This is a genomic window from Methylobacterium sp. M6A4_1b (assembly GCF_053345175.1).
Genome location: NZ_JBKEZQ010000051.1, coordinates 1 through 11,289, shown reverse-complemented (window position 1 = coordinate 11,289; position 11,289 = coordinate 1). Strand labels below are relative to the sequence as shown.

Annotated in this window: 13 protein-coding genes and 2 pseudogenes; 9 read left to right on the top strand and 6 right to left on the bottom strand. The window is 57.8% G+C overall.

Going from position 1 to position 11,289, the window contains the following annotated elements; translation table 11 throughout:
* The 5 genes from ACLBWX_RS22450 to ACLBWX_RS22430 all read left to right on the top strand — a co-directional run.
* The coding region (locus tag ACLBWX_RS22450; protein WP_447679158.1) for an Ig-like domain-containing protein at positions 1-1,435 on the top strand (1,435 nt) is incomplete at its 5' end.
* 228 nt (positions 1,436-1,663) lie between these two features.
* Complete coding sequence (locus tag ACLBWX_RS22445; protein ID WP_447679157.1) at positions 1,664-2,023, top strand: hypothetical protein; 360 nt, start codon at positions 1,664-1,666, stop codon at positions 2,021-2,023.
* A 125-nt stretch (positions 2,024-2,148) separates the two neighbouring features.
* Positions 2,149-2,622: a TadE/TadG family type IV pilus assembly protein gene (locus ACLBWX_RS22440; RefSeq protein WP_447679156.1), complete on the top strand. Its 474-nt coding sequence runs from the start codon at positions 2,149-2,151 to the stop codon at positions 2,620-2,622.
* On the top strand, positions 2,622-3,152 hold the full coding sequence (locus ACLBWX_RS22435) for a TadE/TadG family type IV pilus assembly protein (protein ID WP_447679155.1): 531 nt from the start codon (positions 2,622-2,624) through the stop codon (positions 3,150-3,152). The genes ACLBWX_RS22440 and ACLBWX_RS22435 overlap by 1 nt, the downstream gene beginning before the upstream one ends.
* A 10-nt stretch (positions 3,153-3,162) precedes the next feature.
* A complete protein-coding gene (locus tag ACLBWX_RS22430; RefSeq protein WP_447679154.1) occupies positions 3,163-4,167 on the top strand; it encodes a TadE/TadG family type IV pilus assembly protein in 1,005 nt (334 codons plus the stop codon).
* A 113-nt stretch (positions 4,168-4,280) separates the two neighbouring features.
* Here ACLBWX_RS22430 and ACLBWX_RS22425 read toward each other — a convergent pair.
* The 3 genes and pseudogenes from ACLBWX_RS22425 to ACLBWX_RS22415 all read right to left on the bottom strand — a co-directional run.
* Positions 4,281-4,817 (bottom strand): annotated as a pseudogene (locus tag ACLBWX_RS22425) (IS5 family transposase); the annotation flags it as partial.
* A 311-nt stretch (positions 4,818-5,128) separates the two neighbouring features.
* Complete coding sequence (locus ACLBWX_RS22420) at positions 5,129-5,386, bottom strand: hypothetical protein (RefSeq protein ID WP_447679153.1); 258 nt, start codon at positions 5,384-5,386, stop codon at positions 5,129-5,131.
* Positions 5,387-5,782: 396 nt separating this feature from the next.
* A complete protein-coding gene (locus tag ACLBWX_RS22415; RefSeq protein ID WP_447679152.1) occupies positions 5,783-6,388 on the bottom strand; it encodes a PAS domain-containing protein in 606 nt (201 codons plus the stop codon).
* A 178-nt stretch (positions 6,389-6,566) separates the two neighbouring features.
* On the opposite strand from ACLBWX_RS22415, the gene ACLBWX_RS22410 reads away from it, so the two are divergent.
* Complete coding sequence (locus ACLBWX_RS22410) at positions 6,567-6,917, top strand: hypothetical protein (protein ID WP_447679151.1); 351 nt, start codon at positions 6,567-6,569, stop codon at positions 6,915-6,917.
* An 848-nt stretch (positions 6,918-7,765) separates the two neighbouring features.
* Here the strand turns inward: ACLBWX_RS22410 and ACLBWX_RS22405 are convergent.
* Both ACLBWX_RS22405 and ACLBWX_RS22400 read right to left on the bottom strand, forming a co-directional pair.
* Complete coding sequence (locus tag ACLBWX_RS22405) at positions 7,766-8,002, bottom strand: DUF6894 family protein (protein WP_447679150.1); 237 nt, start codon at positions 8,000-8,002, stop codon at positions 7,766-7,768.
* Positions 8,003-8,273: 271 nt separating this feature from the next.
* Positions 8,274-8,882: a PAS domain-containing protein gene (locus tag ACLBWX_RS22400; RefSeq protein ID WP_447679149.1), complete on the bottom strand. Its 609-nt coding sequence runs from the start codon at positions 8,880-8,882 to the stop codon at positions 8,274-8,276.
* Positions 8,883-8,966: 84 nt separating this feature from the next.
* Here ACLBWX_RS22400 and ACLBWX_RS22395 point away from each other — a divergent pair, with 84 nt between their 5' ends.
* Complete coding sequence (locus ACLBWX_RS22395; protein WP_447679148.1) at positions 8,967-9,365, top strand: hypothetical protein; 399 nt, start codon at positions 8,967-8,969, stop codon at positions 9,363-9,365.
* Positions 9,366-9,845: 480 nt separating this feature from the next.
* Here the strand turns inward: ACLBWX_RS22395 and ACLBWX_RS22390 are convergent, their stop codons facing one another.
* Positions 9,846-10,175, bottom strand: coding sequence for a hypothetical protein (locus tag ACLBWX_RS22390; protein WP_447679147.1), 330 nt, complete (start codon positions 10,173-10,175; stop codon positions 9,846-9,848).
* Positions 10,176-10,303: 128 nt separating this feature from the next.
* Here ACLBWX_RS22390 and ACLBWX_RS22385 point away from each other — a divergent pair, with 128 nt between their 5' ends.
* Both ACLBWX_RS22385 and ACLBWX_RS22380 read left to right on the top strand, forming a co-directional pair.
* The gene (locus tag ACLBWX_RS22385; protein WP_447679146.1) at positions 10,304-10,927 is read left to right on the top strand and encodes a PAS domain-containing protein; all 624 of its coding nucleotides are present in this window, start codon (positions 10,304-10,306) and stop codon (positions 10,925-10,927) included.
* A gap of 293 nt (positions 10,928-11,220) precedes the next feature.
* Positions 11,221-11,289, top strand: a pseudogene (locus tag ACLBWX_RS22380) (recombinase family protein); the annotation flags it as partial.

The window sequence follows — 11,289 nt, the reverse complement described above, 5'->3', positions numbered from 1 at the left end:
CACCGTGCTGGGCACGGCGCTTGCCGGGACGGACGGACGCTTCAGCTTCACGCCCACCACCCCGCTGGTGGACGGGAACAACGTGTTGACGGCCGAAATCATTGATGCTGCTGGAAACGTGGGCCCGAGTACGAGCCGCATCGCTATAACGATCGATGCAAACAGCCCCGGGAATGTTGCCCCGCAGGCAGTGTCGGATGCGATCTCGACGGTGACACATGCACCAGCGGTGACCGGCAACGTACTCGCCAACGATACCGATCCCAATGCCGGCGACGTCCTGCACGTGACGTCAGTGCGCTTCGCAAACGGGCTGACCGTTGAGGTTCCTACAACTGGTACTGCGACAGTGGTTTCCGACCACGGGACTCTTCAGATATCCGCGGACGGTCACTACAGCTATCAAGCAATCGGAGCCAATAATGTCGGAAACAGCATGCAAGCGCCAACTGAAATCTTCACGTACACGGTCTCAGACGGACAAGGTCTGTCGAGCTCGGCGGCCCTCAGTGTCTCTCTTCAAGGTGTCGCTCCAAATGCCGCAGCAACCTTTGGCTTCGCCTTTGTCGATGCTCGCGTCACCTTGGCTGGCGAGTCACTTGTCCTGACGGACCCGGAGGGAGTGCACCACGACATCAGCGGTATTGGAACGCTCCATTTCACTGATGGTACGATCCAAGAGAACGACGGGCACTCACTCGTGGATGATGTCTGGTACCTGTCGAACAACTTGGATGTGTGGAAGGCCCACGTTGATGCCGACACACATTACGAGACCTTTGGCTGGCGCGAGGGACGTGACCCAAACGCCTACTTCCATACTCGTGAGTATTTGGCTGAGAATCCCGACGTGGCTGCAGCTGGCGTTAATCCCCTAGAGCATTACTTGAACTACGGCGAACGTGAAGGCCGTAGTCCGGGTTCGGATTTCGCACCTGAGACGTACCTGTCTTTGAATCCCGACGTCAAAGCGGCAGGCGCCAATGCACTGGAGCATTACCTTCAGCATGGCCAGAGGGAAGGTCGTAGCGTGTACGAAGGCGAAAGTTCTCCGACTCTTGTGGGAGACTTTGATGTTGAGTTCTACCTTGGACACAATCCTGATGTCGCTGCCGCTGCACGGTCAGCGATGGGGGTTCAGCCGGGGGACTACGCCTTCAAGCACTACCTTGACTACGGCGCCAGGGAAGGGCGGGCACCCAATGAGCTCTTCGATCCGGCTGCCTACCTGGCCGCTAACCCCGACGTCGCCGCGAATGGCGCCAATCCTTTGATCCACTACCAGGAGTATGGATGGCACGAGGGCCGTAATCCGGGACCGGGCTTTAACACAAACGCCTACCTCGAAGCCAACCCGGATGTCGCCGCCGCTGGCTGGGATCCCCTGCAACACTTCCTCGAGTTTGGCATGAAGGAAGGTCGCCTACCGGTCTAAGATCACGCAAGCGTGGAGCCCGCGATGATCGTCGCGGGCTCCATTGGAAATGCTTTGGCCTGACCAAACGAAACTGACGTTAAGTAATATCACGAGAACGCCGCTTAAAAACGAGGTCTCGTCAACGCGAATGCGCTGCCCAGCGAATTTCGCTTCACTGGGTCGAAGAGTCGAACAGTAGCATCTCGAGGTACTGCCCTCATGGTCCCCGCTAACGATTTTAGCTCTGTGTCGGATGTGATCCAGATCCGGCGAACCCTTCAGAAAAGCGTAGAACAGCTTATGGACGCGCAGGACTACATCGCGGGACAGGTCGTAGCCTTACAGGCTATTGAACGTCAGGTGAGAGCTCTGGCGTTTCGGGAGGGTGGTCGCATTCTCGAAGCAGAAAGGCAGACAGACGATCTCGACCGTTTAAGTGATATGCAGACTGCAACCAACGCTAATTTCCGGCAGATGCAGGACTCCTATGCGGGATTGCGCGCGAAGATCCTCACTCTGCTGGGGCAGCACGAGCAATTATACAATTCAACATTCTGCCAGGTCACGTCTGATTCGGATCCAACGAGCTTCGCCAATCCAGAATGAAGATCGGCACGGCAATCCCAGTCTGCCGCCGCGATAGGGATTGCCGAATTGGAAGAGCGCAGATGTCTTGCTCATGCGATGCCCCATTCCTTCGAGCACACTCCGCATCACACCGATGCTGTCGGTTGGGGGCTGACTTCATTCACGACAGGCGGGCGGCGACGGCCGTCGAGGTAGCGCTGATAACGCCGTGCTTCCTCGCGATGATCCTTGCCTGGATTGAGGTAGGTCTGTGCCTGCTGATGCTAAGTACCTTGGACAACGCGGCACGGGATGCGAGTCGGCTGCTACGGATCGGATCGGTGAATGAGGCGGCCTTCAAGGCCGCGATCTGCGCGAAAGCTTCACCCTTCATTCCTTGCGACAAGATCGTCTATTATGTTCAGTCAGGTGCGAGCTTTGCTAGCCTCACGCCCGCAACATCGACCAGCACCGGGGTATTGAGCAAGACCGGCTTCAATCCCGGTAGTTCCGGATCTGACGTTGTACTTCAGATCGGCTATAGCAAGCCGCCCCTGTCAGGCATCTTGAAGGGCACGGGCTTCGACGCGAACGTCTTGCTGTTGACGACCTTATCGTTTCAGAACGAGCCCTACTGATGCGCGGCCTAGCAAGGCGATACTGGTCTGAAGAAGCCGGCGTCGGCGCCGTTGAGTTTGCATTGATCACTCCGTTCATCCTGATCGCGATGCTCGGCAGCTTCCAGGTCTTCGCGCTGGCGCGCGCGCGGATGCTCGCCGTTGCTGCCACGCGCAACCTCGCGGATCTTGTTTCGCAGCAGGCAAGCGTCACGACTTCGGAAGTCGCGGATTATTGCAAGGGTGCTAAGCTCTCCTTGCTGCCGCTCGATACTACAGGCTTTGCTGCATCGGTTGCTAGCGTGAGTTACGTCAACAGCGCACGGAAGGTCGACTGGACTAACACGAGTTGCGGCGCTGTCTCGGCGATCGTCAATGCCGCGAGCGATGCCGCGCCTGTCACGACCACTTCCGGAGACAGCGCGATCGTTGTCAAGGCGAGCTTCCGTTACGCATCACCTCTGACCTTTCCGCTCGCCTTGAACGTGACTTTCTCGATTTCTGCCCTGGCGCGTCCGCGCTCCGGAACAGCGGTTACATACGGCAGCTGAGAGCATGCGGATGCCAGCAGCCTCCTGCCCATGCGATATGCTTTGCAATTTTTTGAGTGATTGCAGGGGTACTTTTGCTGTTTGGTTCGGAGTGATGCTCATTCCCGTGCTGCTCATTGCGGGAGGTGGTCTCGACATGATGCGGGCGGTTCAACTCCGCTCGGAGCTACAAACGGCGGCCGACAGCGCGGCATTGGCCGGCGCTTCCGTCTATATATCGGCCACGGCAAGTTCGACGGCTCAGGCGACCGCGACCCGTTTCATGGCCAACGCCATCGCACGGATGCCCTATGCATCGAATGTGACCTTCACTGTAACGCCGAGTGTAACGAGCGCGGCCGTCTACAGCGTGGCCTTGACGGCTCAGGCGCGAGTCCCGAACTCAATCCTATCGATGGTGACGAGCGAGACTGCCGTTACGGTTATATCGGAGGCACGAAGCGCGGGCTACAAGCTGTCATTTTCATTGTCGAGCTTCGCCAGCAATTCCGCTGATGCGAACAGTATTTACTGGTACGTCGTGCCGGCCAACAATGGAATTCCCGGCAATAGTGATTTGAATCTACTATTTTCTAACACGTCAAGTAGCATTTCTAAAGATATCTCGGCTATTATCGGAACGGGCCAGAAAATCGGGTTCGCATTGCAGAACGTTACGGGTGGGATCTCGAGCTATGGCCGCAATGGCTATGGCGCCACTCCGGGAAGCAGCCACATCTTCTACTCGCATCTTGTTCCCCCGTCCTCCGCCGCCTATACGCTGCAGCTGTTCAACTGCAGTCTGCAAACAACAACGCAGGGCGGGCTGCTCAGTAACGGCTTCTGCTCGCTGGGCGCTCCAAGCAATGCAACAGTCAACTGCAATCAGACGCCAGGCAGGAAAATCACCTACAAATGGAATGATATGGGCGGGGCGGTCGACGACAAGGACTACAACGATGCAGTTTTTAACGTGACCTGTCCCAGTTCTCTATCGGGAGCAGACGCTTCGAATAGCGTGGTATTGACACGGTGAAATTGACGGGTCAGCGAAGCGCCGCTAGGCCTACTCAGCGGTTCCACCGAGCCTATTGCAAATGCCCTTCGTTTATCTCACCATGACCATACCACCTGCATGTCTCCTTACTTGTGGCTGTCGTGCAGGTCAGCGGGTGAGATCGCAGCCACGAGCAGGCGGCCGTCCGTATCTGTCAACGCATGGCGTTTGCGCCCGACGACCCGCCGGGCCGGATCGTAACCGCGCTTGCCGGCCACTCCCACGCCACCCGAGCGGGCGGCTTGCGCATCGACGGTACAGCCGGTCGGGCAGGCCTCGCGTCCGGCCCGCTCACGGTCGGCCAGCGTGAGGGCATGGGCGAGACGTTCGAACACGCCTGTATGCGAGAGGCGGAAGAACCAGCGATGTACCGTGCCCCACGGCGGGAAGTCCAGTGGCAGATGCCGCCACGCGCATCCTGTCCGCAACACGTACAGGATGCCGTCGAAGACCGCGCGCAGTGGCCGACGCCATGGGCGGCCTATGCTGGACGGCGCAGGCAGAAGCGGCGCAAGCACCGCCCACTCGGCATCGCTGAGGCTGGTTGCGTAGGGCAGGCTCGCGCGCGCAAGCTCGGCACGGGCGGCGGGCGGCGGGCGTCCACTTCGGGGTTCCTGGGTAAGCGTCAGACACTCTCCCAACGCCCGCGATGCCCGCCGCTCACCCAACAGCTAAGCTGTTCAGCCTGTCACGGAACGGGGTCTCACAGCTTGCTCCATTGATGGAGGAGATCACTGACGACAAGGGCCTGCCGCACATACGGTTCCCCCTCCGCTGAACTGTGCCAGATTGCACATCCACGCCGCGTATCCAGGCGCATCATAAGGGTGGCTGCCGTCTTGCCCCCCTTCGGCGACCACAACTAGCGGCGCAGTGGCTCTCAGCCCTGCGCCGTTGGCATGTTCAGCCGCTCAAATCCTTGAGCGCTTCGGCAAATGATCTAAGCTGCAACCTGAAGCAATCCAGCATCATGCTGATCTGCCTCGTGGTGATGTACGCTGGCGGCCAAAAGGAGACGCTGCTTGCGCATCGTTTTCAGCAGCTTCTCGATGGTAGCCAGATCGGCGTGCGCTTCGATCGAATTCAGATCGTCGGCTTCGAGGAAAGCGATATGGATCATCGTATCAACCCTGCGCACTTCGGCTTTGGCGATGATCCTCTCCAGAGCATTAAGGCCATCCTCAACCGTTGCAGCCATCCGATCTTCCCCCTTTCTGCGGAAGGTAGGGACCTAGAATAATCTTGTCGCCGTCATTTGACGGGGATGTAGAATGCAATCTGACGGGTAAGATCCGCAGAATTCAGAGCTGCCCAGTCCGCCGCAGCATTACCAATCTATTTGCTGCAACGTGCCCTTCGGGTTTTGCCAGTGTGTGGCTACGCTCAAGCGCATCAAGCTGGCGCAGCTGTAGATGCAGCATGCCCCGAAGGCGTGTCACGCGAGCGTGCAATTCGGTAGCCTCATGAAGAAGCGGCCCGAGCGCCTTTGCAGCCTGTGGCACGCCTGAGGTTGTCATTGTGCAATAAAAGCCAGCGTATGGTTAACGCCGAGTAAACCTACTTTGGTGGCGGTACGTCCACCTTGATCCGCATGTCAGTTCATGCGCGCTCGGCGCTGATCGCTTTCAAGCTTTGAGAGACGACGTCCAAGCTCCAGCAGCAGCATGTTCGTCATATTCTGAAGAAGAGGCTCATGCAGTTTGTTGACGACGTGTTGGACTGCAAGGCAATGCTCTGCCGCCTGCTCCAGGGGGTGCTCTGAGCTAAGAGACATTCTTGCCGAATACGCCGCTTCATCAGCACGGTTTTGGGTAATGTCGATTAGAAAGCCCGTGCCACGCCGAGGCCGGCCGCTTTCGTCGAGTTTGATGAGGCCACGAGCGAGGACCCACCGCATGGCCCCATCCGCCGAAAAGACGCGGTACTCCTGCACGTAGGAGCGCCCAGCTTTTGCGCTCTCGGCTATGACCTCGCAGGTCTTAGCTCGATCCTCCGGATGGATGCCTTCCACGAACAGGCTCAGGGGAACGCCGGCCTGCGCCAGCGTAGGATCGACGTTGAAAAGAAGGGCAACCACGGCATCTGCGTACAAACGGTCGTTGGTGATGTCCCAGTCCCAGCGACCGACCACGTCCGATGCATCGATGGCTTCCTGCAAAACAATTTGCGAAGCCTCGAAAGCGCATATATCCCGTCGCACGATCAGGCCTCCCTATGCGCGCGCACCTCAGTTTTGGTTTAAACCGAGGCTGCAACGCAGAATGTTAACAAACGACACGGTCGGCAAGCCTTGTACTAGTAAAACTTGACTATCGTCCGGAACGGTCTGATAGCGTACGAATTCTGCACTGGATTTTGCATGCAATCGGGTGAGGGATATGGGCCGTAAGCTGGACGCCTTCGAGGAAGCGAGCTTCATGGCCGCAGATGCAGACCCGACCAACGAGGAACGAGCGACCTTAAGCTATTCCCAACACCTACAGCAGCGGATTGCCGATCATCTGGGTGTCCCGGTCACCCAGCTACGTGGTCCCAGCAATCTCCCGAATGCGGTGCAGGTTGCCAAAAACCTCGTTCAAGATGCCGATATGGCACTGAGCAGCGAATGCGTGGACCTGATTGAAGCCTACATGCGCATCATCGACCCAGTGCAGCGCCGTCGATGCCTGCAAGTGGTTCGTCAGGCAGCATATGGCTTGGCTGATGCGGGCCTGGCGACAGAGGCATAATGGCTTACGAGCAGGAGCTTGTGGACGCTCTATCGCAGCGGCATTCCGCTGGGGGCCATGCCAATACCCGCCCCACCTACGCTGACGCCATCCGTGCCGCTCTCAGATCCCTCATCTCTGAGGCTCTTGCGTAGCGAAGCGTCATTTTGCGTCGCTCTTCACGCTGAGCGAGTTCCTGGCCAACCTGCCATAATAGGGCGCGTGTCATAGCGAGCATCGCAGGAGTGCCTATCTCGGCGATCGCTTCATGAGCTTTGAGACAGGCGTCTGCCATGGCTTCGAAACGTTCGTCATCTTCCATCGAAGTTTGAGCCCCCATGCGATACAAAGACAAGTAATGCGTGAGAGTTGGGTCAGACAACCGTATGTCAATATGACAAACTTTCAGATTGGAAGAATATCATGAACACAAAGCTAAACTTGAGCATCAAATTGGGATCAAGCTTTCGTCTTCGGGACTTAATTGGGCACAATCGATAATCATCCTATATGCGGCGCACAATTGAGGTGAGAGATGTCTAAAATTGTTGATACTGAAGCCTGCTCAACGCGTGCGGCATCCTTACTAAGCAGAATTGCCGCAGCGCTTGATTGCTCGGTCGAGGCATTCTCAGACCCACGCAGCCCGCGCTTGCCTGTTTCGGATGCGCCTGCCTCGGAGCTAATAGGGCGTGGGACCTATACGAGGCGGCACGAAACCCTAAATCTTGATTGTAGGGAAAACGGTCTTTTCCCGACAGGCCTAGCTGCGTGCGGTAGAGTCCGGGAAGGGTGGGTAGCGGCCCTTGGCCTTCCGGCTCGAAGCGGACGTTCTGCCTCCGCCCCAATGCAGGTGCTCATCAGCTTGCTCACGCCAGCCGAAGGGCATTCCTCATCGGCAGAAAAGCCCGCACGATGCCAGCTTCATCGGTGATCTCGAACAACTGTCCGTTTATTACCTCACCAGCGCGAAGCTTCTCTGCGAGGATATCTCGTGCTGCAGCGAGCGCCTCACGGCAGGCAGCCTCAACGTCCGGCAGAAGGCTGCCCTCAAGATCCTCGATGAAGTCCGCGCCATCGCGGATGTTGAGGAAGAAGCGGGGCATAGGGCGCACCACGGGACATTCCGAAAATTTGCTGTATGTTAGCGTACACATCGCCGTAACGCCACTGAGTAGTTCCTGACCGATATGCGCAGAACTTCACCGGCATTCGATAAACAGTCGTAGATCGTCTTCCGCCAAGTAGCCGGAAAGCGGACCTTCCTAGGGTCGGCAAGGGGTGGGTAGCGGCCCTTGGCCTTCCGGCTCGAAGCGGACGTTATGCCTCCGACTCTTATCGGACATATAGCTCGGAAACTGAACGCTGGAGTTTTAATTATTTCATTTCGCTATGTTTCTGGGGATTGGAGAGCTTCCTGAGGGCCCGCCCTACTGCCAGCAGCAGCATGTCGCTCAGTTGATGGAGCAGGGAGTCAGGAACCTCGCGGAGCGCCCGGTTTGCTGCAAGGCAATGCTCTGCTGCCCGCTCCAAAGGGTGCATGCTCTGACACGCGAACTCCAGGCTCTCGCCTTCGTCCGAAAGACGCGATCGGGTGATGTCGATGAGAACTCCCTGCCCATGCCGAGGGCGACCCGCATGATCCAGCGCAATGCGCCCGTGATCGAGGACCCAACGGACAACACCATCGGCGGAGCAGACACGGTACTCAAATGTGCAGGTGAGGCCCGTCTCCGTGCTCCGTTTGATCTCCTGAACGAACCGTTCGCGATCGTCGCGATGTACGCCGGCTAGAAACGTACCGAGCGATACACCCCTAGCGGCCGCCTCAGTATCGATATTGAATACAAGAGCTACGAGGGGGTCTGCGTAGATCAGATCGTTCGGGACATCATATTCCCATCGTCCGATCACGTCAGAGGCATTGATGGCCTCTTGCAGCCTGAGCGGGGAGACATTCGGCCCCGACGCGTGAAACTGCCCCACTGAAGCCCCCAGCAGCCGTAGTTATCGCCTCCAGATTTACCTACGGGCTGAGCTTTAACAATTACTAGCTGTGCAGAATTTTCGATGTTTACTTCTCTGTCTGATATCGTACAAACAGATACTGCATTGCAACAGGAGCGCACGATGGGCCGGAAGCTTGGCTTGCTGGAGATCGATGCGTTCCTGAAAGAGGGCGAGAGCGTGCCCGCAAGCGATGCCCGGCATCAATCTCAGCATAGCCATAGGCTGCAGGTTCGGATCGCGGAGGTGCTCGGCCTTCCTGTCGACCAGCTACGTAGTTTGCGAGATCTGGGAATTAACGCGCTGGACGCCGAGGATCTGACCCAGTCCGCAGAGAGCGCAATGAACCATGACTGCATAGATCTGATCGAGGCGTACACCCGCATCTCAGATCCCGATGAGCGCCAACGTCTCCTCAAGATTGTCCGCGACGCGGGTGAGCCGGACAGTAATCACACCTAATGTTTGGGAGCTCCCGCTACCTACACGAACCGGTAGTAGGCCGTCGTCCACCCGGTCGCCTGTAAGCGGACCTACCAAGTGTCTGCAGGGGGTCGACAGCAACCTGAGCGATGTGTCGGATATCCGGTCGTTTTCCTTGCATTTTACGCTTTCCACTACCGACCCGTAACGGTCCTTACCTCAACCCGCGAACGCCGTACGCTTGTCCCCTGGGTCCACTAAGGCATGCCCATTCGGACAGGATTTTCTGCCTGATAACGGATCGCAGAACGATCAGGCGGTTTCCGCTATCGACCCTTTTCGGAAGTTCAGGATGTCCGCTTCGGAGCAGTCAATCTTTTGCCAACCCTGTGCCGAGTGACTGTCTTGACGAGTGCGCAGAATGGCGCCGCCTTGGGTGGGCGGGCCATTGCTTCCATAGCTTTTGGGAGCACGTCCGAGTTGTAGCCCGTTAAGCTGGCCAGAAGCGGCCTGCGACGCCTACCTGGCATCCTTATCTGCGGCGTCACGAACGATCTTGAGGAGACGTTGGCGCTCATCGGGATCTGAGATCCGGGTGTACGCCTTGATGAGGTCCAAGCAGTCGCGGCTCATTGCGATCTCTGCCGCCTGATCTTCGTCGCAGGCTTCTTGGGCATTGCCGTTGCGATCTCCGGAGAGATCGAACGCAGAAACCGGGAGTCCAAGTGCCTCTGCAATCTGGGTCTGAATGTTGAGGGACGACGAGGAAACGCTGCGCTCCTTACCTGGGATGCTCGCATCCCCTTCGGTAAATGGGTCGCCCTCCAGCGGGTTCAGTTTACGACCCATGTCGCCCTCCCGGGCACACTACACCCGTACTGTACGGTTTCGTACAAAAGACAAATTAGTAAATTCGCACTGGTATGGGATTTGTTAGTTCGTCCAGGCATTGTATCCTGAAGTGAGCAGTCTTCGAGGTGCTGGAGGTGCGGGTGGGCCAATTTCGAGCAGGCGAAGCTCAAATCTCGCAGGTGATGCTGCAACAAGCTCTCGACTCCTCAGACCTCATTGGCAAGTGGGACTACGACGTTCCGAACGATCGGGTCTACGCGGATGCCCTTGTCGCCCTTGTGTTCAACATCGACCCCGCAGCGACGGCTGCGGGTGCATCGCTCGACGCATTCACCGCTGGGGTTCATCCCGACGATCGCGAGCGGTTCATGCATGAGATCAAACGTAGCACAGAGACGGGCCTTCCGTGCACGTTCGAATACCGCGTTTGCTCGGCAGACGGCGTCGTCCGCTGGGTTCTCGATCGAGGACGGATCACGTTGGATGAGGCAGGGCGCCCTCTACGTGGAAGCGGCGTGCTGATCGACATCACTCAGTCACGCCTCATCGAGAACGAAGACGGTTTGCAGCAGACGTGCCAGGAGCCGCACCCCCTTGAGCGGGCCGCCGAGCACTACCTTGCGGCTCGACAGGTTATCCACGAGCTTCCCGAGCCTCTTCTCCACCGGCTGAGCGATATGCTGCTGCTGGAGGTGGGACGCGCGCTTGCAAAGCTCACGGACGCGCGTCGTCGTGGGGCAATGAATTAAGCTTAGAGGAGAGGCGAAGTTCCTGCGCTGTAAGGTGCTTGCAAGGGGGCAGCGGTGGAACGTCCGCTTCGGGGCGACATGCCAGGGTCCTGTTGCCACCCTCAGGAGACACGAGCAACGCTGGTCGGTGCAGACACCCACTCACCACCATATCTAGTGCGTGGCGAAAGCGATCGTTTTCCCGACTTTCATGCAGGCCTCGGTTCGAACGCTCTCAAACCGCTCCGTTTCTGTCAGGAAAATATGACCGGATTTCTATTGCGGATTAAACGCGTCTAAATCACTATCCCGACATGCTCGTCGGATATGCCCGCGTTTCCACCCTTGACCAGAACCTCGACCTGCAGCGCGACGCGCTGACC

What these genes read in the sequence shown, in the direction of transcription:
- ACLBWX_RS22435 (WP_447679155.1), top strand. Translation starts at nt 2,622, where the DNA reads ATGCGCGGCCTAGCAAGGCGATACTGGTCTGAAGAAGCCGGCGTCGGC.
- ACLBWX_RS22430 (WP_447679154.1), top strand. Translation starts at nt 3,163, where the DNA reads ATGCCAGCAGCCTCCTGCCCATGCGATATGCTTTGCAATTTTTTGAGT.
- ACLBWX_RS22420 (WP_447679153.1), bottom strand. Translation starts at nt 5,386, where the DNA reads ATGGCTGCAACGGTTGAGGATGGCCTTAATGCTCTGGAGAGGATCATC.
- ACLBWX_RS22410 (WP_447679151.1), top strand. Translation starts at nt 6,567, where the DNA reads ATGGGCCGTAAGCTGGACGCCTTCGAGGAAGCGAGCTTCATGGCCGCA.
- ACLBWX_RS22405 (WP_447679150.1), bottom strand. Translation starts at nt 8,002, where the DNA reads ATGCCCCGCTTCTTCCTCAACATCCGCGATGGCGCGGACTTCATCGAG.
- ACLBWX_RS22395 (WP_447679148.1), top strand. Translation starts at nt 8,967, where the DNA reads ATGTTTACTTCTCTGTCTGATATCGTACAAACAGATACTGCATTGCAA.
- ACLBWX_RS22390 (WP_447679147.1), bottom strand. Translation starts at nt 10,175, where the DNA reads ATGGGTCGTAAACTGAACCCGCTGGAGGGCGACCCATTTACCGAAGGG.